At 71.7% G+C, this 23,782-nt stretch carries 26 protein-coding genes; 21 read left to right on the top strand and 5 right to left on the bottom strand.

Annotation, left to right across the window (positions count from 1 at the left end; genetic code table 11):
* Positions 1 to 2 precede the first annotated feature (2 nt).
* Positions 3 to 461, bottom strand: a complete 459-nt coding sequence (locus ITJ54_RS06255) for a DUF3817 domain-containing protein (protein ID WP_194626637.1) — start codon at positions 459 to 461, stop codon at positions 3 to 5.
* Between the two features lie 191 nt (positions 462 to 652).
* Between ITJ54_RS06255 and ITJ54_RS06250 the strand changes: the two genes are divergently transcribed.
* Positions 653 to 1,405, top strand: coding sequence for a ThuA domain-containing protein (locus ITJ54_RS06250; protein WP_194626636.1), 753 nt, complete (start codon positions 653 to 655; stop codon positions 1,403 to 1,405).
* The gene (locus ITJ54_RS18250; protein ID WP_194626635.1) at positions 1,402 to 2,562 is read left to right on the top strand and encodes a PP2C family protein-serine/threonine phosphatase; all 1,161 of its coding nucleotides are present in this window, start codon (positions 1,402 to 1,404) and stop codon (positions 2,560 to 2,562) included. Before ITJ54_RS06250 ends, ITJ54_RS18250 begins: the two co-directional genes overlap by 4 nt.
* Positions 2,563 to 2,601: 39 nt before the next feature.
* Here the strand turns inward: ITJ54_RS18250 and ITJ54_RS06240 are convergent, their stop codons facing one another.
* Positions 2,602 to 3,033 (bottom strand): hypothetical protein, encoded by a 432-nt coding sequence (locus ITJ54_RS06240; RefSeq protein WP_194626633.1) that lies wholly within the window; start codon positions 3,031 to 3,033, stop codon positions 2,602 to 2,604.
* A gap of 229 nt (positions 3,034 to 3,262) precedes the next feature.
* On the opposite strand from ITJ54_RS06240, the gene ITJ54_RS06235 reads away from it, so the two are divergent.
* From ITJ54_RS06235 to ITJ54_RS06185, 11 genes are all read left to right on the top strand, one after another.
* Positions 3,263 to 4,138: an aminoglycoside phosphotransferase family protein gene (locus ITJ54_RS06235; RefSeq protein WP_194626632.1), complete on the top strand. Its 876-nt coding sequence runs from the start codon at positions 3,263 to 3,265 to the stop codon at positions 4,136 to 4,138.
* A 39-nt stretch (positions 4,139 to 4,177) separates the two neighbouring features.
* The gene (locus ITJ54_RS06230; RefSeq protein WP_194626631.1) at positions 4,178 to 4,810 is read left to right on the top strand and encodes a hypothetical protein; all 633 of its coding nucleotides are present in this window, start codon (positions 4,178 to 4,180) and stop codon (positions 4,808 to 4,810) included.
* A complete protein-coding gene (locus tag ITJ54_RS06225) occupies positions 4,807 to 5,538 on the top strand; it encodes a DinB family protein (RefSeq protein WP_228508701.1) in 732 nt (243 codons plus the stop codon). Before ITJ54_RS06230 ends, ITJ54_RS06225 begins: the two co-directional genes overlap by 4 nt.
* A 205-nt stretch (positions 5,539 to 5,743) precedes the next feature.
* Positions 5,744 to 6,388, top strand: a complete 645-nt coding sequence (locus ITJ54_RS06220) for an ABC transporter permease (protein WP_194626630.1) — start codon at positions 5,744 to 5,746, stop codon at positions 6,386 to 6,388.
* The gene (locus ITJ54_RS06215) at positions 6,378 to 7,649 is read left to right on the top strand and encodes an ATP-binding cassette domain-containing protein (RefSeq protein ID WP_194626629.1); all 1,272 of its coding nucleotides are present in this window, start codon (positions 6,378 to 6,380) and stop codon (positions 7,647 to 7,649) included. The genes ITJ54_RS06220 and ITJ54_RS06215 overlap by 11 nt, the downstream gene beginning before the upstream one ends.
* Entirely contained in the window at positions 7,642 to 8,415 is a 774-nt protein-coding gene (locus tag ITJ54_RS06210; RefSeq protein WP_194626628.1) for an ABC transporter permease, read from the top strand. Before ITJ54_RS06215 ends, ITJ54_RS06210 begins: the two co-directional genes overlap by 8 nt.
* A complete protein-coding gene (locus ITJ54_RS06205; RefSeq protein WP_194626627.1) occupies positions 8,412 to 9,416 on the top strand; it encodes a glycine betaine ABC transporter substrate-binding protein in 1,005 nt (334 codons plus the stop codon). The genes ITJ54_RS06210 and ITJ54_RS06205 overlap by 4 nt, the downstream gene beginning before the upstream one ends.
* 27 nt (positions 9,417 to 9,443) lie before the next feature.
* Positions 9,444 to 10,616, top strand: coding sequence for an ROK family transcriptional regulator (locus ITJ54_RS06200; RefSeq protein ID WP_071277021.1), 1,173 nt, complete (start codon positions 9,444 to 9,446; stop codon positions 10,614 to 10,616).
* A gap of 162 nt (positions 10,617 to 10,778) precedes the next feature.
* A complete protein-coding gene (locus ITJ54_RS06195; protein ID WP_194626626.1) occupies positions 10,779 to 11,894 on the top strand; it encodes a sugar ABC transporter substrate-binding protein in 1,116 nt (371 codons plus the stop codon).
* A 64-nt stretch (positions 11,895 to 11,958) separates the two neighbouring features.
* Positions 11,959 to 12,768 carry an ATP-binding cassette domain-containing protein gene (locus ITJ54_RS06190; protein ID WP_416354895.1) on the top strand — a complete coding sequence of 270 codons (810 nt, stop codon included), beginning with the start codon at positions 11,959 to 11,961 and terminating at the stop codon, positions 12,766 to 12,768.
* Positions 12,765 to 14,033, top strand: coding sequence for a sugar ABC transporter permease (locus tag ITJ54_RS06185; RefSeq protein ID WP_194626624.1), 1,269 nt, complete (start codon positions 12,765 to 12,767; stop codon positions 14,031 to 14,033). The genes ITJ54_RS06190 and ITJ54_RS06185 overlap by 4 nt, the downstream gene beginning before the upstream one ends.
* A gap of 60 nt (positions 14,034 to 14,093) precedes the next feature.
* On the opposite strand, the gene ITJ54_RS06180 is transcribed toward ITJ54_RS06185, so the two are convergent.
* Positions 14,094 to 14,723, bottom strand: a complete 630-nt coding sequence (locus ITJ54_RS06180) for a TetR/AcrR family transcriptional regulator (RefSeq protein ID WP_194626622.1) — start codon at positions 14,721 to 14,723, stop codon at positions 14,094 to 14,096.
* 81 nt (positions 14,724 to 14,804) lie between these two features.
* On the opposite strand from ITJ54_RS06180, the gene ITJ54_RS06175 reads away from it, so the two are divergent.
* Together ITJ54_RS06175 and ITJ54_RS06170 are read left to right on the top strand one after the other, a co-directional pair.
* A complete protein-coding gene (locus tag ITJ54_RS06175; RefSeq protein WP_194626620.1) occupies positions 14,805 to 15,569 on the top strand; it encodes an ABC transporter ATP-binding protein in 765 nt (254 codons plus the stop codon).
* Positions 15,566 to 16,843 carry an ABC transporter permease gene (locus ITJ54_RS06170; protein WP_194626618.1) on the top strand — a complete coding sequence of 426 codons (1,278 nt, stop codon included), beginning with the start codon at positions 15,566 to 15,568 and terminating at the stop codon, positions 16,841 to 16,843. The genes ITJ54_RS06175 and ITJ54_RS06170 overlap by 4 nt, the downstream gene beginning before the upstream one ends.
* A 99-nt stretch (positions 16,844 to 16,942) precedes the next feature.
* On the opposite strand, the gene ITJ54_RS06165 is transcribed toward ITJ54_RS06170, so the two are convergent.
* Positions 16,943 to 17,218, bottom strand: coding sequence for a hypothetical protein (locus ITJ54_RS06165; RefSeq protein ID WP_194626616.1), 276 nt, complete (start codon positions 17,216 to 17,218; stop codon positions 16,943 to 16,945).
* 103 nt (positions 17,219 to 17,321) lie between these two features.
* Here ITJ54_RS06165 and ITJ54_RS06160 point away from each other — a divergent pair, with 103 nt between their 5' ends.
* From ITJ54_RS06160 to ITJ54_RS06150, 3 genes are all read left to right on the top strand, one after another.
* Positions 17,322 to 17,999, top strand: a complete 678-nt coding sequence (locus ITJ54_RS06160; protein WP_194626614.1) for a hypothetical protein — start codon at positions 17,322 to 17,324, stop codon at positions 17,997 to 17,999.
* 69 nt (positions 18,000 to 18,068) lie between these two features.
* On the top strand, positions 18,069 to 19,514 hold the full coding sequence (locus ITJ54_RS06155) for a phytoene desaturase family protein (protein ID WP_194626612.1): 1,446 nt from the start codon (positions 18,069 to 18,071) through the stop codon (positions 19,512 to 19,514).
* A 6-nt stretch (positions 19,515 to 19,520) separates the two neighbouring features.
* Complete coding sequence (locus ITJ54_RS06150; RefSeq protein ID WP_194626610.1) at positions 19,521 to 19,964, top strand: SRPBCC family protein; 444 nt, start codon at positions 19,521 to 19,523, stop codon at positions 19,962 to 19,964.
* A gap of 59 nt (positions 19,965 to 20,023) precedes the next feature.
* Here the strand turns inward: ITJ54_RS06150 and ITJ54_RS06145 are convergent, their stop codons facing one another.
* Complete coding sequence (locus ITJ54_RS06145; RefSeq protein ID WP_194626608.1) at positions 20,024 to 20,842, bottom strand: shikimate 5-dehydrogenase; 819 nt, start codon at positions 20,840 to 20,842, stop codon at positions 20,024 to 20,026.
* A 90-nt stretch (positions 20,843 to 20,932) separates the two neighbouring features.
* On the opposite strand from ITJ54_RS06145, the gene ITJ54_RS06140 reads away from it, so the two are divergent.
* The 3 genes from ITJ54_RS06140 to ITJ54_RS06130 all read left to right on the top strand — a co-directional run bounded on the left by ITJ54_RS06140 (position 20,933) and on the right by ITJ54_RS06130 (position 23,693).
* A complete protein-coding gene (locus ITJ54_RS06140; RefSeq protein ID WP_228508699.1) occupies positions 20,933 to 21,871 on the top strand; it encodes an NADP-dependent oxidoreductase in 939 nt (312 codons plus the stop codon).
* 84 nt (positions 21,872 to 21,955) lie between these two features.
* Positions 21,956 to 22,150: a PspC domain-containing protein gene (locus ITJ54_RS06135; protein WP_071276996.1), complete on the top strand. Its 195-nt coding sequence runs from the start codon at positions 21,956 to 21,958 to the stop codon at positions 22,148 to 22,150.
* 160 nt (positions 22,151 to 22,310) lie between these two features.
* Positions 22,311 to 23,693: an L-serine ammonia-lyase gene (locus tag ITJ54_RS06130; protein ID WP_194626606.1), complete on the top strand. Its 1,383-nt coding sequence runs from the start codon at positions 22,311 to 22,313 to the stop codon at positions 23,691 to 23,693.
* The last annotated feature ends 89 nt before the right edge of the window (positions 23,694 to 23,782 follow it).

Raw genomic sequence — 23,782 nt, 5'->3', positions numbered from 1 at the left:
CGTCAGCGGGACGGGACCGGCGGGCCGATCGTCAGCAGCACCACGAAGACGAGCGCCACCAGGACCACCCCGGCCACCGCGGCCAGGAACGGGTGCGCCACCACGACGAAGAGCAGGCGGTCGAGGACCCCGGGGCGCCGACCCTCGGACGCGGACCGGCGCCAGGGACCGTCGAGCATGCCGCGGCGGGCGACGCCGACCTCGAACGGCAGCGTCGTGTACGGCACGACGGCACTGGCCCAGCCGAGCAGCGTCGCGCCGAACGACCACCGCTGGTTGACCGCGACGACCGTCGTCACGACGAGGTAGGCCAGGAACACGAAGCCGTGCACGCTTCCGCCGATGCGCACCGGCAGGTCGCCCAGCCCGGCGGCGTACTTCAGCAGCATGCCCACCAGGAGCATCGTCCAGGTCACGAGTTCGGCGACCGCGAGGACACGGAACAGGGATCGAGGCGTCATGCCCTCCATGGTCCCGGACCCGGCTTGGGAACCCCCGCTGAGATCGCACTCCGTGTCGGGTCCCGGATGCCGGAAGCGACACGAACTGCGATCTCAGCGCCCGCGCCAGCGCCAGCGCCTGACCGGCGCCAGCACCGGGCACCGGGTAGCGTCGCGACCGTCCCCAGCGGACACGAGATGGAGGTACCGGCATGACGAACATCGTCGTCTGGAACGAGAACGTGCACGAGAGCCGCGGCGACGCCACCGTCCTCGGCCACTACCCCGACGGCATCCACACCGTCGTCGCGGACGCCGTCCGCGCCCACCACCCCGAGGCCGACGTGACGACGGCCACCCTGCAGGAGCCCGAGCACGGCCTGAGCGCGGAACGCCTGGCGTCGACCGACGTCCTCTTCTGGTGGGGCCACGTCGCCCACGACGAGGTCTCGGACCAGGTCGTCGACCGCGTCGTGCGCGCAGTGCACGCCGGCATGGGCCTCGTGGTGCTGCACTCCGGGCACTACTCAAAGCCGTTCACCCGCCTGATGGGGACCACCTGCTCGCTGAAGTGGCGCAACGACGGGGAGCGCGAGCTCGTCTGGACGACCGCGCCTGAGCACCCGATCGCCGAGGGCGTCCCGCACCCGATCGTCATCGACCGCCAGGAGATGTACGGCGAGTACTTCGACATCCCCCGCCCCGACGAGGAGGTCTTCCTGTCGACGTTCGCCGGCGGCGAGGTGTTCCGCTCGGGTGTCGCCTACCGCCGCGGCCGCGGCCGGGTCTTCTACTTCTCGCCCGGCGACCAGGAGTACCCCGTGTACCACCACCCGGACATCCAGCGGGTCCTGGCCAACGCCGCGGGCTGGGCGGCACCGACCACGGACCGCCGTGACCTGACCGCCGACCCCCACCCGCGGGACTGGTTCCTGGGCGACGGTGCGGGTAGACAGGACGCGTGACCACCACCACGGATCAGGGCGCCGACCACCGGGACGCCGTCGTCGAGGCGCTCGACGTCCTCGGCGGGGGCCCGGAGGAGCGGTTCGACCGCATCACCCGCATGACCCAGCAGGCGTTCGGCGTGCCCCTGAGCTTCCTCAACCTGGTGCACCACGACCTGGTGACGGCGCAGTCGACGCAGGGCTGGGAGCAGGGCCGCAGCGTCCCCGCGAGCATGGTCTTCTGCTCGACGACGGTGATGGAGGGCGAGCCGGTGGTCGTGCCGGACGCGAGCCTCGACCCGCGCTTCAGCTCCCTGCCAGCGGTCACGGGTGAGCCGGGCATCCGCTTCTACGCCGGCGCCCCGCTGACCATGCCGGACGGCACCCCCGTCGGCACGCTCTGCATCATGGACCCGCGGCCGCGGGAGCTGTCTCCCGAGGACCTCGCGCTGCTGCAGGACCTCGCCCGCTGGGCGGAACGCGAGCTCGGCCAGGCCATCGACCTCGACCGTGTCCGGAAGACCCTGGACGGGCTCGTCCCCGAGCCCGTGTCCGTGCCTGGCTACGACCTCGACGTCGTCACCGCCCGGAACGAGGACGGCGGCGACGTCGCCGACTGGCACGTCGCCGACGACGGCGCACTCCACCTGACGATCGGATGCGTCTCCGCGGTCGGCCGTGCCGCCGGCCTGCTGGCCGCCAACGTCCGTGGGGCCCTCGTCGCGCGCGCGGACCGCTCGATCCGCGACGGGGGCCTCGGCCTGGAGGCCCAGATCGCCGCCGACCTGGACGCTGCGGGCGCCGTCGTCTCGCTCTTCCACGCGCGCCTCGACCCGACGTCGGGTCGCGTCGAGCACGTGGACGCCGGGCACGGTCTCGCCGTCCACCTGCGCGCGGACGGCGGCCACGACGTGCTGCGCTCCCTCGACCTGCCGCTCGGCCTGCACGCGCCGACGGAGCGACGGTCGTCCGAGACCCTGGTGCTCGACGCGGGCGACCGGCTCGTGGTGTTCTCCGAGGGGCTGTACGGCCTGCCGGGGACGTCGGACGTCGGCGCCGTGGTGGCCATGGCGGCGACCGAGCCGAGCGGGGCGGCCTTCGTCGACCGCGTCCGGGCGCTGCTGGCGACCGCTCCGGGCACGGACGTCAGCGTCGCGGTGCTCACCCGCCGCTGACACCAGGCCGCGTCAGCGCCGCCGGACCGCGAGCCCGCGTCAGCGTGAGGCCGGCCGCCCCGGACGTGTCAGCGCGACCACGAGCAGCGTCGCCAGCAGTCCGAACCCGCACAGCTCGACGCCGAGTCCGGCGAGCCGCCAGTAGGCGCTGCCCACGTGCTGCGGCTGTGTCACGGCGTCCGGCCACCAGGAGTCGATGAGCGGGAACGTGCCCGGGAACGGGTCGAGCGCCAGCACGACGAGTCCGCCGAGGAGCATCACCACCCCGAGCGCTGCCATCCCCCCGAGGCTGCCACGGAGCATGCGCACGACGAGCGCCGCAGCGATGCCGACGAGCCCGACGACCGCGACGAGGAAGGCCACCACGAACACGCCCTGCGGCACGAGCGCGAACCAGTCGAGGACGGCGGTGGGCGCGAGCAGCCACCGACCCGTCCGGGCCCAGCGCGCGGGGTTCCGCCATCCGTCCATGCCCGGAACCGTAGGGCACGCGGCCTGACGGTTGCCGGGGACGTCCACGCCAAGTGACGCGGTACCAGACCACCGCGCCGACCGTGGCCCCCTGCGACCACGACCGGCCGTCCGGTACGTGGGTCCCCCCAGCGACACCCACGTCATCCGACACTGTGAAGCTACCAAGAGTCTGATCACGGCTGAACTCCCCCGTTCGCGGGGAAGCACGGGCCGCTACCCTGTCGCGATGCCCACCCCTGCCGCCGAGGTCGCCGTCGACGTGCCCCTCGTCCGGTCGCTGCTCGCCGACCAGCACCCGGACCTGGCGGACCACCGGCTGCGCGTCGTCGCGAACGGCTGGGACAACGTGGTCCTGCGGCTCGGCGACGACCTGGCGGTCCGACTCCCCCGGCGGGCGGCCGCCGCACGGCTCGTCGAGCACGAACAGCGGTGGGTGCCGGAGATCGCCCGCCGGGTCGCGCCCGTCGTCCCGGTGCCCGAGCCCGTCCGCCTGGGCCGCCCGGCGCTCGGCTACCCGTGGTCGTGGAGCGTCGTCCGATGGCTGCCCGGCGAGGTCATCGGCGACCGCGCGGCGGGACCGTCCGTCGCCCGAGCGCTCGCCGCCTTCGTCGCTCTGCTCCACGTGCCCGCGCCGTCGGACGCCCCGGTGAACCCGTTCCGCGCGGTCCCGCTCGCCACGCGGACCGAGGCGGTGCTCGACCGGCTGGCGACCGCGGACGTGCCCCGTGCCCGTGAGCTGGCCGCGCTCTGGCGGACCGCAGCGGCGCTGCCGACGCACGCCGGGCCTCCCGTCTGGGTGCACGGCGACCTGCACCCGTTCAACGTGCTGGTGGAGCGCGGGCCAGGCGGCGATCGCCTGTCGGCGGTCGTCGACTTCGGCGACGTGACCGCCGGGGACCCGGCGGTCGACCTGGCCACGGCATGGCTGACCTTCGACCGGGAGGGCCGGCGCACCTTCCGCGCACTGGTGGCGGCCGACGACGCGACCTGGACCAGGGCACGTGGCTGGGCCGTGTCCATCGCCTCGGCCCTGTGGACCAGTGACGACAGCGCGTTCCGGACCGTCGGGCGCCGCGGGATCGACGCGGCCCTCGACGGCTGAGCAGAACGGCGTTATCGTCGCTCCACACCATCCGTGCACGTGAAGAATCGGAGGGGCCTGATGACCCTCGAGTTCCGCGTCCAGCACGACGTCGACACCGACGCCGCTCCCTCCTCGTCCGCGCCGTCCCGCTCCGGACTGCGCGGCCTCCTCGACCGGATCGCCGTCCGCCGGGCTGCCGCCCGAGCCCGTCGTGACGCCACCGAGATCGCCGAGCTCGCCGACCTCGGACGGCTGCTCTCCGACGCCCGCGGTGTCGTCGAACACGGCTGGATCCAGCACGCCTGGTTCGCCTACGTGGACGAGGCCGGGCGCACCCGCACGGCCTCGAGCGCGGCGGCGATGGACGTCGTCGGCCGGCCCCTGGTCGGCGCCTGCCTGGTCGGTGCCGTCGTCTCGGCCGCGGGCGGGCCGCACGCGGTGCACGCGCAGCCGGTGCAGCGCGCGCTCGACGTCGTGTGGCACGCCCTGGCGTCCGCCGAGGGCACCCCGGTGCTCTGGTGCCCGGCGCCAGACGTCCGCATGGGCCGGGTCCGTGACCTGACGAGCTGGAACGACCAGCCGACGCGCAGCGCCACCGACGTCGCGTCGCTGCTGCTCACGGCCGAACGCGTCGCCGTGGCCGAGTCGGAGCGCGTCCGGGCACGAGCGGTGGCACGATCGACCGCATGACCGACTCCCCCGGCAGCACCGCGGACGCCGACGTGTCCGGCGTGCCCGACGTCCCTTCTGTCCGGCGGGCGCCGGCGTCCGCGACGCTGGCGTCCGTCGGCACGTCGCGGCTCAGCGACGAGGGCCGCGCGCCCCTGACGGACCAGGCACAGGTGAAGGCGACGCTGCACCGCTACCTGCAGAAGCACCGGGCAGCGCTGGTCGGCAAGCTCGACGGACTCGCGGAACGGCAGGCACGGTGGCCGGTCACCCCGACGGGCACGAACGTGCTCGGACTCGTCAAGCACGTGGCCTCGGTGCAGCTGCTGTACTTCGGGTCGGTGTTCGACCGGCCCTTCCCCGATCCCCCGGCCTGGATCACGGCCGAGGACGACTCCGACATGTACGCGGGCCTCGACGAGACGACCGCTGACGTCGTGGCCTTCCACCACGCCAGCGCCGCGCACGCCGACGCCACCATCGCGGCGCTCGACCTCGACGCCCGCGGGGTGGTGCCCTGGTGGCCCGAGGACGTCCGCGAGGTCACGCTGCACCGCATCCTCGTGCACATGGCGTACGAGACGGCCCGGCACGCTGGCCACGCCGACATCGTGCGCGAGATGCTCGACGGCCTGGCCGGGGACGGCGACGGCAACCTGGCGGACAAGACTGCCGACGAGTGGCGCGACTGGCGCGACCACCTCGCCGACATCGCCGAGCGGGCGGGACTGCGGAGCGCGGGGCTGTAGTCGGCATGACCCAGGGATCGTTACCGTTCTCCCAGGGTCACCGGTAGGTAGCCCCTCTGACCAGGGGTTCCTCGCTGCGCGGTCACGCAGGTTCCCGGCGGCAGGCGGTTCCACGGTTGTACAGATCGCGGACGCCTTGGCTACGTTTGGCCGCGTTCGTGCCCGATCCGCGGGCAGGACTGCCGACCGGGAAGGAACCGACTCCGTGTTCCAGTACGTCGTGGAGCGATGGGACCAGATCTGGTTCGCCTCGTGGCAGCACTTCTCACTGGTCGTCCAGTGCACCGTGCTCGCCACCGTCATCGCCGTGGTGCTCGCAGCACTCGTCTACCGCATCCCCCGGCTCCGGTCGGCGGCGAACGAGCTGTCGACCATCGGCCTGACCCTGCCGTCGTTCGCCGTCATCGGACTGCTGCTCGTGCCGCTCGGGTTCGGCGTCGTGCCGTCCGTCGTCACCGTCACCTTCTTCGCCGCCCTGCCGATCCTCCGCAACGCGGTCGTCGGGCTCTCCGAGATCTCCCCCGCCGTCGTCGAGTCGGCGCGGGGCATCGGCATGGGCCGCTTCCGCACCCTGGTGCAGATCGAGCTGCCGCTCGCGTGGCCGATCATCCTGACCGGCGTCCGGGTCTCCGCGCAGATGGTGATGGGTGTCGCCGCGGTCGCCGCGTACGCCCTCGGCCCGGGACTCGGCGGCTTCATCTTCTCCGGCCTGTCCCGCCTCGGCGGCGCCAACTCGCTCAACTCCGTCGTGGTGGGTGTGGTGGGCGTCGTCCTGCTCGCCCTCGTCCTCGACCTCCTGCTCCTCGGCCTCGGCCGCCTGACCACCTCGCGAGGTATCCGTGTCCACTGACAACGCCACCCTCACCGCCCCCGACGGCGACGTCACGGGCCGCAGCATCCTGCTCGACACCGTCACCAAGCGGTACCCGGGCCAGGCCAAGCCCGCCGTCGACGGCATCACGCTCGAGATCCCGGCGGGCAAGATCGTCATGCTCGTCGGCCCGTCCGGCTGCGGCAAGACGACCACGCTGAAGATGATCAACCGGCTCATCGAGCCCACCGAGGGCCGCATCGTGGTCGGCGACGACGACGTGACCAGCATCGACGGCGACGAGCTGCGCCGCCGCATGGGCTACGTGATCCAGGCCGGCGGGCTCTTCCCGCACATGACGGTCGCGGCGAACATCGCGATCGTGCCGAAGATGCTCGGCTGGTCCAAGGCGAAGATCGCCGCCCGTGTCGACGAGCTCCTCGAGCTGGTGTCCCTCGACCCCGAGACCTACCGCGACCGCTACCCCCGTGAGCTCTCCGGCGGTCAGCAGCAGCGCGTCGGCGTCGCCCGGGCACTCGCCGCCGACCCGCCCGTGCTGCTCATGGACGAGCCCTTCGGCGCCGTCGACCCGATCACCCGGGCGCGACTACAGGACGAGCTCATCCGGATCCAGGAGGAGCTGCACAAGACGATCGTCATCGTCACGCACGACTTCGACGAGGCCGTGAAGCTCGGCGACTGGATCGTGATCTTCTCCGAGGGCGCGCACATCGTGCAGTACGACAGCCCGGAGCGCATCCTCGCCGAGCCCGCGAACGAGTTCGTCGAGAACTTCATCGGCTCGGGCGCCGGCCTCAAGCAGCTCACCCTGAACCGGGTCCGCGACGTCGAGGTCGTCGACGCCGTGACCTGCTCCCCCGGCGAAGAGGCGAAGGCCGTCCTGCAGCGGATGCGTGAGGCCGGTGGCCACGGGCACGCCGTCGTCGTCGACCGCCGCCAGCGCCCCATCGGGTGGCCGTCACGCCGTCAGCTCGAGCGCCTGGAGCGCATCCCCGAGGGCATCGAGCCGAACCTGCCCGTCGTCGGCGAGGCCGCGACGCTCAACGACGCGCTCGACACCATGCTCGTGTCCAGCGCGGGCGCCGCCCTGGTCACCGCTGGCCGTGACGCCTTCCGCGGTGTCATCACCGTCGAGACGGTCATGGAGGCGATCACCCGCTCCCGCGCCGCTGCGGCCGAGGAGCAGGCGTACACGCCGGTCGGGACGAACACGAACCCGATCGAGACCCTGCCGAAGTCGCCGGTGCAGGCATCGTCGACCGGGGGCACCGATGACTGACGTCGTCGTCGACCCCGCCACGACGAAGTCCGGCGGGCACGCGACGTCCTGGAAGGCCCTGGTCATCCAGCCCGTCGCGATCCTGGTCGTGCTCGCCGCGTTCGCGGTCTGGCTGAACACGGCGGACCTCACCGAGACCGAGCGCACGACGCTGAACCCGGCCGACCTGCTCGCGCTGACGTGGCAGCACCTGATGCTGACCGTCGTGTCGACCGCCATCGTGCTCGTGATCGGCATCCCGCTCGGCATCGTCCTGACCCGCGGTCCCCTCCGCCGGGCCAGCGGGTTCATCCTCGCCGTGGCGAACTTCGGCCAGGCCGCACCCGCGGTCGGTCTCGTGGTGCTCCTGGCGTTCTGGTTGGGCTTCTCGTTCTGGGCGGCCGTCATCGCGCTCGTCCTGTACGCGATCCTGCCCGTGCTGCGGAACACCATCATCGGCATCGAGAGCGTCGACCAGCGCACCGTCGAGGCCGGTCGTGGCATGGGCATGAGCGCGTTCTCCGTCCTGCTCAAGGTCGAACTGCCGTTGGCCGTCCCCGTGATGCTCGCCGGCATCCGCACCGCCCTGGTGCTCCTGGTCGGGTCCGCCGCCCTCGCGACGTTCATCGGCGCCGGTGGCCTCGGGCTGCTCATCACCACCGGCGTGAACCTGTTCCTGCCCAAGGTGCTGGTCGCCGGTGCGCTCCTCATCGCGCTGCTGGCCCTGTCCATCGACTGGCTCGGCCGCATCGTCGAGACGTTCGCACGACCGAAGGGACTCCGATGACCCGCACGAAGCGCACGCGTCGCGTCGCCGCGACCCTCGTCGCCGGTGCCGCCGCCCTCGCCCTGACCGGCTGCGGCCTGCAGCCCGCGACCTCGTTCGTCCCAGCGGCCGAGCCCGGCACCATCAAGCGGATCGCCGACCTGCCCGAGGACGCCCACATCACGGTCACGTCGAAGAACTTCACCGAGCAGCTCGTGCTCGGCAAGATCGCCGTGCTCGCCGCGAAGGCCGCCGGGTTCCAGGTGACCGACGAGACGAACGTCCCGGGCAGCGTCGCCGTCCGCCAGCTGATGACCGGGCACGACGCCGACATGACCTACGAGTACACCGGGACCGCGTGGCTGACCTACATGGGCCACAAGGAGGGCATCCCGGACAAGCAGGCGCAGTACCAGGCGGTCAAGAAGGAGGACGCCGGCAACGGCCTCACGTGGCTGCCGCCCGCTCCGATGAACAACACCTACGCGTTCGCGGTGCGCAAGGAGGCCGTCAAGGACCTCGGCGGCATCACGAAGCTCTCGCAGATCGCCGACCTGCCCGCGGAGGACCGCACGTTCTGCGTCGAGTCCGAGTTCAACTCACGCGCCGACGGGTTCAAGCCGATGCTCGCGAAGTACGGCATGCAGCTCGGTGGCTCCGGTGCCAGCGCGATCCCGAAGGGCAACGTCGACATCCTCGACACCGGCACGGTCTACACGGCGACCGACCGCGGGACGTGCAACTTCGGCGAGGTCTTCACCACCGACGGCCGCATCAAGTCGCTCGGCCTGCAGGTGCTTGAGGACGACGAGGGCTTCTTCCCCGCGTACAACGTCGCGCCGGTGCTCGACAGTGCCACGCTGAAGGAGTACCCGCAGCTCGAGGGCATCTACGACCAGATCTCCCCGAAGCTCACCGACCCGGTGCTGCAGGAACTGAACCGCCAGGTCGACGTCGAGGGCCGCGAGCCGGTCGACGCCGCCTACGACTGGATGGTCAAGGAAGGCTTCATCACGAAGTAGCCGGACGCCCCCGGTTACGCTGTCCCCGTGTCAGAACCACGCCGGAGTCCGGGCAGCCAAGCTTCACTGCGTGAAGCCAACCGGGGGCGGGTGGTCGAGGCCGTCAAGCGCCACGGGGGACTGACCCAGGTCGAGCTGGCCGGCGCGACCGGGCTCTCGCCGGCCACGGTCTCCAACATCGTCAAGGAGCTCGTCGCCACCGGCGCCCTGCACGCCACCCCGAGCACGTCGAGCGGACGCCGTGCCCTCCGGGTGACGTTGCCGCACGGCCTGGGCCTGGTCGCCGGGGTGCACGTCGCACCGCGGCACCTCCGCGTGGCCCTGTCCGACCTCAACGGGGCCGTGCTGGCCGAGCGGCACATGCCCCTGGCCCGTGACCACCGCGCCGACGCCGAGCTCGACAAGGCCGCCCTGCTCGTGATGGACATGGCCGAGTCGGTGGACTCGTCCATGCAGGAGGTCCTGTCGGTCGGGCTCGCCGTGGCCGCACCGATCGACAAGCGCACGGGCATGACCGCGCGCGGCGGGATCCTGCGCGGCTGGGATGGCATCGCGATCGGCACGTCCCTCGGCGAGCGGGTCGGCAAGCCCGTGCAGCTCGACAACGCCGCCACGCTCTCGGCCCTCGCGGAGCACCGCAGCGGCGCGGGCCGCGGACGCAGCACCGTCGTCACGCTCGACGTCGGCAACGGCATCGGTGCCGGGCTGGTGCTCGACGGCCGGCTGTTCCGCGGGCACCACGGCGTCGCCGGCGAGTTCGGGCACACGCCCGTGGTGCCCCACGGTCCGATCTGCCGGTGCGGGAACCGCGGCTGTCTGGAGGCCGTGGCCGGCGCCCCCGCGGTGCTCGAGTCCGTCCGCGACGAGGTGGGCACGCTCAAGCTCACCGACCTCATCCTGCGCGCGATGTCCGGCGACCCGGCCTGCATCCGCGCGGTCGCGGACGCCGGGCGGGCGATCGGCACCGCCGCGGTCGGGCTCTGCAACGTGCTGGACCCCGAGCGGGTCGTGGTCACGGGGGAGTTCGCCCGCGCCGGGGAGCTGCTGCTCGGCCCGATGCGGCACGCCCTCGAGTCGATGCTCATCGTCGACGCGGACGGCACCCCGGACGTGGTGCAGGGGCAGCTCGGAGAGAAGGCCGCCGTGACCGGTGCCCTCGCCGTGGCGATCGAGGCGGTGGACGTCACCCGAGCCCGGTGACGGTCCCGGCCCGGTCGGCGCCGGGAACGACGTCGACGACCCTTCGATAACGATTTCGTCACAGCCCGCACCCCTTGCGTTCAACTCTTGCAGCCAAGAACGCCCGCTGACACACTCAGGGCACCGCCAACGTGGGCGGCCCACCTGTCGGAGGACGTTTCAATGAAGAAATCCACCACACGCGCCATGCTCGGCGTCGGCGCGCTCCTGATCGCGATCACCACCCTGGCGGGCTGCTCGAACGGGGCCGGAGCCGGGACGGGGTCCGGCAGCGGCGGCGGCGACGCCTCGAAGGCCAAGATCGGCCTGCTCCTGCCCGACTCGGTCACCGCCCGCTACGCCAGCGCCGACCGTCCGCTCTTCACCGCCGAGATCAAGAAGCAGTGCAGCGGCTGCTCGGTCGTCTACGCCAACGCCGACGGTGACGCGTCGAAGCAGCTCCAGCAGGCCCAGTCGATGCTCACGCAGGGCGTCAAGGTCCTGGTCCTCGACCCGTTCGACGGCGAGGCGGCAGCGTCCATCGTCCAGCAGGCCAAGGCGAAGAAGGTCCCGGTCATCTCCTACGACCGGCTCATCGACAGCCCGGACCTGAGCTACTACATCTCGTTCGACAACGAGAAGGTCGGACAGCTCCAGGGGCAGGCCCTCGTCGACGCCCTCAAGGCGAAGAAGGTGCCGGCCGGCTCGGGGATCATCATGGTCAACGGCTCGCCGACCGACAACAACGCGTCGCAGTTCAAGAAGGGCGCGCACTCGGTCATCGACAAGAGCGACTACAAGGTCCTCGCCGAGTACGACACCCCCGGTTGGGACCCCGCCAAGGCGCAGGACTGGGCCTCGGGTCAGATCAGCAAGCTCGGCGCCGACAAGATCACCGGCGTGTACGCGGCGAACGACGACACCGGCGGCGGTGTGATCGCGGCGCTCAAGTCGAGCGGCGTGAAGACGCTGCCCCCGGTCACCGGTCAGGACGCGTCGCTCGCGGGCATCCAGCGGATCCTCGCGGGGGAGCAGTACATGACCGTCTACAAGGCGTTCAAGCCCGAGGCCTCGCAGGCCGCGGACCTGGCGATCCAGTTCGCCCAGGGCAAGTCGCCGAAGGGTGACTCGACCGTGAAGACCGCCAAGGGCGACAGCGTGCCCTCGACCCTGCTGGACCCGGTGGCCGTCACGACGGACAACGTGCAGGACACGGTGATCAAGGACGGTCTGTACACGACGAAGCAGGTCTGCACGTCGCAGTACGCCGCCGCCTGCTCCACCGCCGGCATCAACTAGTCCGGACAACCGCCCGCCCGGTCCCACACGGACCGGGCGGGCCCCACCGATCGAGGACGACCCCGTGAGCAACGAGTCCGCAGCAGCACACCCCACCTCCGAGCCGGTGATGTCCCTCCGCGGGATCACGAAGCGGTTCGGTGCCGTCCAGGCCCTCAGCGACATCGACTTCGACGTGTACGCGGGCGAGGTGATCGCCATCGTCGGCGACAACGGCGCCGGCAAGTCCACGTTCGTGAAGATCCTCGCCGGGGTCTACACGCCGGACGGTGGCACGATCACCTTCAACGGCGACGAGGTGACCGTCCCGAACCCGGCGGCGGCCCAGTCGCTGGGCATCGCCACCGTCTTCCAGGACCTCGCGCTCGCGGACAACCTCGACGTCGTGTCGAACCTGTTCCTCGGCCGCGAGATCAGCCACCCCTTCCTCGACGAGGAGGAGATGGAACGCCGCTCGTGGGAGCTCCTGCAGCAGCTCGCCGCGCGGATCCCGTCCGTGCGCATCCCGATCGCCTCGCTCTCCGGTGGTCAGCGCCAGACGGTCGCCATCGCCCGGTCGCTCATCGGCAACCCGCAGGTGGTCGTCCTCGACGAGCCGACCGCCGCACTCGGGGTCGCCCAGACCGCCGAGGTGCTCAACCTCGTCGAGCGCCTCCGCGAGCGCGGCCTCGGGGTCGTCCTCATCAGCCACAACCTCGCGGACGTGCAGGCCGTCGCCGACCGGGTCGCGGTGCTCCGCCTCGGCCGGAACAACGGCACGTTCCGCATCGACGACGTCTCCTACGAGGAGATCATCGCGGCCATCACCGGAGCGACCGACAACGCCGTCACCCGTCGTGCCGCCGCCAGGACCGAGCAGGAGACCACCGCATGAGCAAGGCCGACGAGACCCTGACCGCCGCGACGCCCACCCCGTCCGCGGCCGACCTGCAGGACGAGCGACTGCTCCGTGACCAGGGGATCGGCGGGGCCGCGAAGGCGTTCGTCCGCCGGGTCCGCGGCGGTGACATCGGCTCGCTGCCCGTGGTCGTCGGCCTCGTGGTGATCTGGGCGGTGTTCCAGGCCCTGTCGCCGGACTTCCTGTCGCCCGGCAACCTGGTCAACCTCGCGCTGCAGTGCGCTGCCGTCGGCACCATCGCGATCGGCATCGTCCTGGTCCTGCTCCTCGGCGAGATCGACCTGTCCGTCGGCAGCGTCAGCGGGCTGTCGGCCGCGATCCTCGGCCAGGGGCTGACGACGCTCGGCTGGCCGCTGTGGCTCGTGCTCGTCGTGGCGCTCGCCGTCGGTGCCGCCGCCGGTCTGCTCTACGGGCTGCTCTTCACGCGGTTCGGCGTCCCGAGCTTCGTGATCACGCTCGCCGGGCTGCTCGGCTTCCTCGGCCTGCAGCTGCTCATCCTCGGCCCGAACGGCTCGATCAACCTGCCGTACTCGTCGCCGATCGTGCAGTTCGCCTCGGCCTCGTACCTGCCCCCGTGGCTCGCGTACCTGCTCGCCGCGGTCGCGGCCGGTGGCCTGTTCGTCACCGAGGTCCGTCGCGCCGGTCGTCGACGCCGCGCCGGCCTGTCCACGGGCGCCATGTCCCTGACGATCGCCAAGTCGCTCGCGCTGTTCATCGGTCTCGGCGTCATGGTCTGGTACCTGTCCCGCGACTTCGGCACGGGCACCTCGTTCGTGTTCTTCATCGTGCTCGTCGTGCTGATGAACTTCGTGCTGAAGCGCACCCGCTGGGGCCGCTCGGTCTTCGCGGTCGGCGGGAACGTCGAGGCTGCACGACGGTCGGGCATCCGGGTGAACCGGATCTACATCTCGGTCTTCGTGCTCACCTCGCTGTTCGCCACCATCGGCGGCATCCTGGCCGCGGCTCGCCTCAACTCCGCGAGCCTGTCCTCGGGCGCCGGCGACACGAACCTCAACGCGATCGCCGCGGCGGTCATCGGCGGCACGAGCCTGTTCGGCGGCCGAGGCAGCGCCTGGTCGGCCCTGCTCGGCATCATCGTGATCCAGTCGATCTCGAACGGCTTGACGCTGCTCAGCCTCGACTCGTCGATCCGCTACATGATCACCGGCGCGGTGCTCCTGCTCGCGGTCATCATCGACTCGCTCTCACGACGCAGCCGCGCCAGCCACGGCGCCGCCTGACCGGCCACAGGCAGACGGGAGGCTCCCCACCGGTCCGGTGGGGAGCCTCCCGTCTGGCTGTCAGCCGGCCGCGATCCGGGCCGCGGTGTCGCGCATCAGCGCGACCACCCGGTTGCGGACCTCGTCCGGGTCGGTGCCCTCGTGCCGGGCCGCACTGCGGAGCGCGGTCATCACCATGCCGAGCAGCATCTCGGCGGCCTGCGCGGTCGCTGCGTCCGGGCCCCAGGCCGGGTCGCGTTCGAGGACCGTGCGGACGGCGCCGGTCATGGCCTCGGCCACGGTCGTCATCCGGCTGACCTGGCGGCGCATCAGCTGCGGGAAGCGCACGATGAGCTCCTTGCGGGCGAGCCGTTCGCGCTCGTCGCCGAACGTCTCACCGAACACCAGGAACGCCAGGTCCACGACGGCCTGGGCCGCGGGTTCGCCGGCGACGGCGGCGAGGTGGGCATCGAGGGCCTCGGGGGACAGGTCGAGCTCGGTGTGCCCGAGGACCGCGTCCTCCTTGCTCTCGAAGTAGTTGAAGAAGGTGCGCGGCGAGATGTCCGCACGCGCGGCGACCTGCTCGATCGTGGTGTGGTCGATGTCGTTCTCGAGCGCCAGCGAGCGGGCGGCCTCGGCGATCCGGTGACGCGTCTCGATCCGCTTGCGGTCGCGGAGACCGAGTGCGGGGGGCGCGACGGACTCAGGCATGGGACGACTGTAACCGGAACGTCACGTGGTTTGCAGCAGATGCAAACTTTCACTCGTGCATCCGCCACTACGCTCAGGCGCATGACCACTCCCGTGCTCGAGGTCCGAGACCTCACGAGGACCTACGGCCGCGGCTCGTCGCGGTTCGACGCGCTCAAGGGGGTGTCGCTCGCGGTGAACCAGGGTGAGAGCCTGGCGATCGTCGGCAAGTCCGGTTCGGGCAAGTCGACGCTCATGCACCTGCTGGCGCTGCTCGACAAGCCCTCCACTGGCCAGGTGCTGCTCGACGGCACCGACGCGGCGACGCTGAGCGCCCGCGACGTGAACCGCACCAGGAACAGCACCTTCGGGTTCGTGTTCCAGCAGTTCTTCCTGACGCCGAAGACCTCGGTGCTCGACAACGTCGTGCTGCCGCTGAAGATCGCCGGCGTCTCCGGAGCCGAGCGGAAGCGCCGGGGGATGGCTGCTCTCGACGCCCTCGACCTGGCGGACAAGGCCAAGAACGACGCCAACGACCTGTCCGGCGGGCAGAAGCAGCGCGTCGTCATCGCCAGGGCGCTGGTGGGGGAGCCGAGCGTGATCTTCGCCGACGAACCGACAGGGAACCTCGACACGAACACCGGGCAGGTCGTCGAGGACCTGCTCTTCGGACTGCAGCGCGAACGGGGCATCACGCTCGTCGTCGTCACCCACGACGAGGAGCTCGCCGCACGGTGCGACCGGAGCGTGAACGTGCGCGACGGGCTCATCGTCGGCGGGTCGGACAACCGCACCGCCGCCGTCGGGGCCTCTGCCGATGCGACCGCCTCGGTCGCCACCGACCAGCACGGGAGGCACTCCGCATGAACTTCCTCGACCTCCTCCGGACCGCGGTCGGCAACACCTTCCGCTCCAAGCTCCGCACCACGCTGACCGTCATCGCGATCTTCATCGGCGCGTTCACCATCACGCTGACCTCGGCGATCGGCACTGGTGTCGGCAACTACATCGACACCCAGGTCGCGTCCATCGGTGACACCGGGTCGCTGACCATCACGAAGGCCGTCGACTCGTCCACGACCGACAGCGGTCCGGCCAAGTACGACCCTGACGCCTCCACCCAGAGCGTCGACCGGGGTCCGGCGTCGTTCGGCTTCCTGTCGGCGTCCGACATCGACAAGGTCAAGGCGGTCGACGGCATCGGCACCGTCCGCCCGGCCGTCGCGCTGAGCCCGAAGTACGCCGAGCACGGTGGCGACGGCAAGTACGTCGTCACGCTGACCGCCAACGCGGGGGAGCTCAAGGCCGACCTGGCGTCGGGGAAGCAGCTCGACGACGACACGAAGGCGAACCAGGTGATCCTGCCGACCGACTACCTCAAGAACCTCGGGCTCGGCAGTGCGAAGGCGGCCGTGGGTGAGGACCTGACCTTCGCGGTCGACGACTACCAGGGCAAGCAGCACACCCTCACCGCCACGGTCGTCGGCGTGCAGAACGAGTCACTCTTCGGCGGCGGCGCCGGTGCGAACACGGCCCTCACCGACGCCATGCAGGCCGCGCAGGAGATCGGCAAGCCCTCGTCGATCGCGACCTCGTACGCCAGTGCCTCGGCCACGGTGACCTCGGGCGCCGACGTGTCCGACGTGAAGAAGGCCCTGGCGGACGACGGCTACACGGGCCAGACGATCCAGGACCAGCTCGGCCAGTTCCAGACGGTCATCAGCGGCATCGTCGGCGTCCTCAACGCCTTCGCCGTGATCGCGCTCATCGCCGCCGGGTTCGGCATCATCAACACCCTGCTGATGAGCGTGCAGGAGCGCACCCGCGAGATCGGGCTGATGAAGGCCATGGGCATGGGCGGCGGGAAGGTCTACACGCTGTTCTCGCTCGAGGCCGTGTTCATCGGCTTCCTCGGCAGTGCGATCGGCGCCGGTGTGGCGATCGGGCTCGGCACCGCGATCTCGAACGTGCTCGCGGCCACCCTGCTCAAGGACCTGCCGGGCCTGCAGATCCTGCAGTTCGCACCGTCCTCGGTGATCACGATCATCCTCGTGGTGATGTTCATCGCGTTCCTCGCGGGGACGCTGCCGGCTCGTCGAGCGGCCCGCCAGAACCCGATCGAGGCGCTCCGGTACGAGTAGCCCGCGGCGGCGGTCGGCATCGCGCCCCGCTCTGGTCATCGCGCCCCGTCACACCGGGGCGCGACGGCCGGGGTGGGGCGCGACTCGTGCGGCGCCCGGTCAGGAGCCGTGCACGGACCGCTGCCAGAGCGCGAACGTGTGGGCGCCGACGGCGAGCACCAGCAGCACGACCCAGATCGCCAGGGCGACGACGGCGAGCAGGACGCCCCAGCCCGCGCGGCCCCGGGCGGCGGGCTCCTTCCGGAGCGAGGCGATCCCCAGGCAGAGCCCGACGATCGGGGCGAAGAACGTCCACCCGGCGAGCAGTGAGCAGATGCCCAGCACCAGGCTGGCGGTGCCGAGTCCGGTACGGGTGGGTTCGGGTGCGGTGAGCATGTCGACGACGCTACGGACGCGGTCGAGGCGAGTCGTCCCTCCAGGCGGTGATCCGGGTCCACCTGCGGGCTGACGGACACCGGACGCCGGTATCGTTCCCGGCATGGCTCTGTTCGGACGGCGCAGCAAGACCTCGACCGAGCGACCCATCAGCCAGGTCGAGCTGAAGCGAGCGGTGGACGAGGGCTTCCTCATCTCGCGCGCGGCGATCGTCATCGCGGTGGCGAACCGGATCATCACGACGTCCCTGCGGGAGAACGGGTACTTCGACCACGCCGTCGCAGCCGAGGCCACGCGCGAGGAACTCCTCCGCATGGCGACCGAGCAGCGTGGCGACGCCGAGCGCATGCGGGAGATCCGCTCGAAGGCGATGAAGCAGAAGGGCCGGTCGAAGCACCAGCACGACTACCGCCGCGGTGACGACCTCAAGCTCCGCACGCGCGAGGCCACCTACGACCAGCTCGCCAACATGCTCGAGCAGCGTCGGGACGACAAGGGCTTCGTCGACCGCATCGTCCTCGCCGCCCGGGCCCGCGCCTGGGACGACATCGGCACGACGGTCGTGGGGCGCCTCGGCTGGGCGCAGCGGCCGACCGAGGGCTACGAGATCGGCCGGGATGACCGCGTGCAGCAGATGCTCGACGAGGACTTCGCGGCGCTGCTCGCGGAACACCCCGTCGGCTCGGGGCCTGACGCGGTGGAGGACACCGACGAGCCCGACGACGCCGACGCCGGCGACGAGGGCACGGACGCGTCGGATGCCGACACCGCGCGCAGCTGACCGCGGTCGGGCCGTGATCTGACCCGCCCGCTCCGAGTGCACCGAGCCAGCCGGTCCTAGGCTCGACGCATGGTCGATGCGGTGGTGGTCGGGGCGGGGCCGAACGGACTCGCCGCAGCGGTGACGCTCGCGCGGGCGGGACTGTCCGTCGAGGTCGTCGAGCGGAACGACACGATCGGCGGCGGTGCCCGCACGTCGGAGCTCACGCTGCCCGGGTTCCTGCACGACGTCTGCTCCGCCGTGCACCCGATGGCGCTGCAGTCCGAGTTCTTCCGGCGCTTCCGGATGGAGGACCGCATCGAGCTCCGCCTGCCGGAGGTCCAGTACGGCCACCCGCTCGACGGCGGCCGCGCGGGCATCGCGTACCAGGACCTCGACCGCACCGCCGCGGAGCTCGGCGTCGACGGCCCCGCGTTCCGGCACCTGATGGCACCGCTCGCGCGCAACGCCGACCAGGTCGCCGACTTCGCCACCGACGCCCTGCTGCACGTCCCGCGGCACCCGCTCACAGTGCTGCGCTTCGGCCTGCGGGCGCTCGAGCAGGGCAGCGCCGCCTGGAACCTGCGGTTCCGCGGGGACACCGCCCCGGCCATGGTCTCCGGCGTCGCAGCCCACTCGATCCAGCACCTGCCCTCGCTGTCCACCGCCGCCGCGGCCCTGTCGCTCGGCTCCTACGCCCACGCCAGGGGCTGGCCGGTGCCGATCGGTGGCAGCCAGGCGATCGTCGACGCGCTCGCCGCGGACCTCGTCGCCCACGGCGGCACGATCACGACCGGCCACGAGGTCCGGTCGCTCGCCGACCTGACTCCAGCCAAGGCGGTGCTGTTCGACACGAGCGTCCCGGGGATGCTCCGGATCGCCGGCAAGCAGATCCCGACGCCGAAGCGTGGTGCGCTGCGACGCTTCCGATTCGGCAACGCCGCCGCCAAGGTCGACTTCGCGCTGTCGGACGCCGTGCCGTGGACGAACGCGGAGCTGCGGCGCGCGGGCACCGTGCACATCGGCGGCACCCGGGCCGAGATCGCCGAGGCCGAGGGAGCCGTGGCCCGCGGGCAGCACGCCGAGCGACCGTACGTCCTGGGCGCCGAACCCACCGTCGTGGACCCGAGCCGAGCTCCGGAGGGCAAGCACGTCTTCTGGGCGTACGCGCACGTGCCCGCGGGCTCGGACGTCGACCCGACCGAGATGGTCACCCGCCAGATCGAGCGCTTCGCCCCGGGCTTCCGCGACACGGTCCTGGCGTCGAGCGCGCGCACGGCCGTGCAGATGGCCGAGTACAACCCCAACTACGTCGGCGGCGACATCGCCGCCGGTGCCGCCAGCTTCTGGCAGCTCGTCAAGCGCCCGGTCCTCTCGAGCGACCCGTGGCGGATGGGCGGCGGCATGTACCTCTGCTCCGAGGCGTCCGCCCCGGGGCCCGGCGTGCACGGCATGGCCGGGTGGCACGCCGCCAAGAGCGCCCTGCGGCACACCTTCGGGCTGCCGGAGGACGTCGACCTCACCCCGGAGGACTGAACCACCATGGCCAAGAACGTCCGCATCTTCCACTGCTCGCCGCAGGCCGTCTTCGACGTGCTCCGCGACGGCTGGCTCTACCCCACGTGGGTGGTCGGCGCGTCCCGGATGCGGGGCGAGGACCGGGGCTGGCCAGCGGTCGGCACGAAGATCCACCACTCGTTCGGCATCTGGCCGTTCGTGATCAACGACACCACGACGGTGCTCGAGTACGACGAGCCTCGTCGCATGGTGATCCAGGCGCGCGGCTGGCCGGTCGGCGAGGCCCGCGTCGAGGTCGAGGTCGAACCCCACCCCCGCGGCAGCCGCGTCACCCTGCGGGAGAACCCTGTCCGGGGCCCCGGCTCCCTCGTCCCCGGCTTCATCGCGCAGCCCGGCATCTGGTTCCGCAACCACGAGAGCATCCGCCGGCTCGGCTGGGTCGCGACGGGTCGCGAACAGAACGGCTGACCACCGACTGGAGGCTCGTGGCGGCGCCGTCACGAGCCTCCAGTCTGCGTCTCAGCTGGCTACAGAGCCCGGCTGAACTCGCTCGCGCGCCGCACCTGGTCGTCGGTGAGGGCGACGCCCGTGTACCGCTCGAACTGGCGGGCCGCCTGCAGGGCGATCACCTCGGCACCCGTGATGACGTGCTTGTCGGCCGCACGGCCGGCGCGCACCAGCGGGGTCTCCGAGGGGAAGGCGACCACGTCGAAGACCGTGTGGGCCGCGTCCACGCGGGCCTGGTCGAAGGCGAGGGTCTCCGCCTGGTCGCCGTCCATGCCGAGCGGCGTGACGTTGACGAGCAGGTCGGCGTCGCCGGCGTCCGCCTCGGTCCGTGCCCAGGCGTAGTCGTACTGCTCGGCGAGGGCCGGGCCGGTCTCCTCGTTGCGGGCGACCACGGTGAGGTGGTCGAAGCCGGCGCCGCGGAACGCCGCCGTGACCGCCTTCGCCATGCCGCCGGAGCCGCGCAGCAGCACGCGTGCTGTCGGGTCGACGTCGTGGGAGGCGAGGAGTGCCGCGACGGCCTCGTAGTCGGTGTTCGACGCCGTGAGGACGCCGCCGTCGTTCACGACCGTGTTGACGGACTGGATCGCGGCGGCCGAGTCCTCGATGACGTCGACGAGGGGGATGACCGCCTCCTTGAACGGCATCGACACGGAGCAGCCGCGGATGCCGAGCGCCCGGATGCCCGCGACCGCGCCGGGCAGGTCGGTCGTCGTGAACGCCTTGTAGATGAACTGCAGCCCGAGCTCGTCGTACAGGTAGTTGTGGAACCGGGTGCCGATGTTGCTCGGACGGGCCGCGAGCGACATGCACACCTGCATGTCCTTGTGGAGGATGGGCATGCGGCCAGTCTCCCACGGGTGCGGCGATGGAGCGGTCCACTGGATGTCGCTCACGCCTGCGGACGGGGGAGCAGCGTAGGGTCGCGGACGATGAGCGATCTGCCTGAGACCATGCGAGCCGTCCGCTTCGACCAGTGGGGAGACCGGAGCGTCCTCCGCGTCGACGAGGTCCCCGTGCCTGCCGTCGAGCCCGGACGGGTGCTCGTGCGCGTGCGCGCCGCCGGGATCAACCCGGGGGAGTCCGCGATCCGTCAGGGCCTGTTCGACGGCGAGGACCCGTCGAAGCTGCCGTCCGGCCAGGGCACCGACTTCGCCGGCATCGTCGTCGCGGTCGGCGAGGGCGTCGACGGCGTGGACGAGCGCGAAGAGGTCATCGGCTGGTCCTGGGACCGCGCGAGCCACGCCGAGTACGTGTCCGTGCCGGCCGGCCAGGTCGTCCAGAAGCCCCGCCTGCTCGACTGGAACGTCGCCGGCGGGCTCGACGTGATCGCGACCACCGCGGCCGCCGCCGTGCGCGCGGTCGACCCCCGCGCCGGCGAGACCGTCGTGGTCTCCGGCGCCGCTGGCGGCGTCGGCGGGTTCGTCACGCAGCTCCTGACGAACGAGGGCATCGACGTCATCGCGATCGCGTCCGAGGCGAACCACGAGTGGCTCGCCGCCAAGGGCGCCCGTCCGGTGACCTACGGCGACGGGCTGCAGGAGCGCATCCAGGAGCTCGCGACGAACGGCATCGACGCCCTCATCGACCTGCACGGTGCCGAGTACGTGCACCTCGGCATCGCGCTCGGCATCCCCGCCGACCGCATCGAGACGGTCATCGCGTACGAGGCCGCGGCCGAGGTCGGCGCGAAGACCTCCGGCAGCGTCGACACCGCCGACCCGGAGATCCTCGGGGCACTCGCCCGGATGGTCGCCGACGGCGAGATCGAGGTGCCCGTCGCTGCGACCTACCCGCTCGACCGCGTGCAGGACGCCTACGAGGAGCTTGAGCAGGGCCACACCCGCGGCAAGATCGTCCTCATCCCCTGACGTCGACGGGTGGGGGCAGCCCCACCCGACATCCGGGGGCGATCCGCCTGCTGCCGGTCGGTCGCACGCCGTAGCGTCGTCCGCATGACCTCACTCATGCGTCCTCGTTCCGGCCGTGTCCTCGCGGGTGTCTGCGCCGGACTGGCCGACCGCTTCGGCTGGTCGCGGCTGTTCGTCCGCGTCGCCTGGATCATCCTGAGCCTGTTCCCCGGCCCGCTCTGGATCACCTACGTGGTCCTGTGGATCGTGATGCCGGCCGAGGGCGGGCGCCGCCGCTGACCTGACCCCCGCCGTCTGGCCCGTTCCGCCCGCCAGGCCCCCGTGAGATCGCACTTCGTGTCGGCTCACCGCCGGTCGACCCGACACGAAGTGCGATCTCACCGAGGAGACGGGGCCGACTCGGGGAGGTGCTCCGTCCGGACGGGTTAGGGTGGCGGACGTGCCGGTCTCCGTCTTCGATCTGTTCAGCATCGGTGTCGGCCCGTCGAGCTCGCACACCGTGGGGCCCATGCGGGCCGCGGCCGAGTTCGCCGAGCGCGTCGCATCGCTGCCGGTCGTGACGATCCGCGTCGACCTGTACGGCTCACTCGCGTCCACCGGCCAGGGCCACGGCACGCTCGGGGCCGTCGCGGCGGGACTCACCGGGGAGCTGCCCGAGTCGGTCGATCCCGACGCGATGGCGCAGTCCCTCGAGGACCTCGAGCGGACGGGCACGCTGCGCCTCTCCGGCGGTCAGGTGGTCCCGTTCCGGCTCGGCGACATCGTGCAGCACCCGCTGACCATGCTGCCCCGACACCCGAACGCGCTGCGACTCCGCGCGTTCGACGACACCGGGACGCAGCTCGCCGTGGAGACGTACTACTCCGTCGGCGGCGGGTTCATCACCCGCGACGGCGACGACGCACCGGCCGACGTGGCCGAGGCCGCGATCCCGGTCGTCGACGCCGTGCCCTACCCGTTCTCCAGCGGCGCGGAGCTGCTCGCCGCGTGCGCCACGACCGGTCTGCCCTTCAGCGGCATCGCGATGGCGAACGAGACCGCCACGCGGACCGAGGACGAGGTCCGTCGGGGTCTGCTCGAGATCCACGCCGTGATGGAGTCCTGCGTCGACCGCAGCGTCCGGCGCTCGGGCACGCTGCCGGGCGGGCTCGAGGTCCGGCGGCGGGCCGCGACCTGGTTCGAGGAGCTCACCCGCGACGACCCGCACCACGACCCGCTCTTCGCGATGGAGTGGACGAACCTGACCGCGATGGCCGTGAACGAGGAGAACGCCTCGGGCGGACGGGTCGTCACGGCGCCGACGAACGGTGCTGCCGGGATCATCCCCGCCGTGCTCTTCTACGCGCTGACCTACGTGCCGACCATCACGCCTGCGCGCCGCGACGACGCCGTGGTCCGGTTCCTGCTGACCGCCGGTGCCGTCGGGTCGATCTACAAGGAGCGCGCGTCGATCTCCGGTGCCGAGGTCGGCTGCCAGGGCGAGGTCGGGTCCGCGGCGTCGATGGCCGCCGCCGGGCTCGCCGAGCTCCTCGGAGGCACCCCGGAGCAGGTCGAGAACGCCGCCGAGATCGCGATGGAGCACAACCTCGGGCTGACCTGCGACCCGATCGGCGGACTCGTGCAGATCCCCTGCATCGAGCGCAACGCGATCGCCGCGAACAAGGCCGTCAACGCCGCGCGGATGGCGCTCCGCGGGGACGGCGTGCACCACGTGTCGCTCGACCAGGTCGTCGAGACCATGCGGCAGACCGGCGCCGACATGTCCACCAAGTACAAGGAGACCGCCATGGGCGGGCTCGCGGTGAACGTGCCCCTCTGCTGAGCGGACCGACGCGGCGGAGGTGATCCGAGCCTCCCGGCCGCTCGTCGCCGTCCGGCGGACCGCTGTCGTGCTCCACAACTGGGGGAGGA

The sequence above is a fragment of the Curtobacterium sp. VKM Ac-2865 genome (genome assembly GCF_015350905.1).
Lineage (GTDB): Bacteria > Actinomycetota > Actinomycetes > Actinomycetales > Microbacteriaceae > Curtobacterium.
The sequence above is the reverse complement of the archived record's forward strand: the minus strand, read 5'-3'. Positions and strand labels throughout refer to the sequence as shown.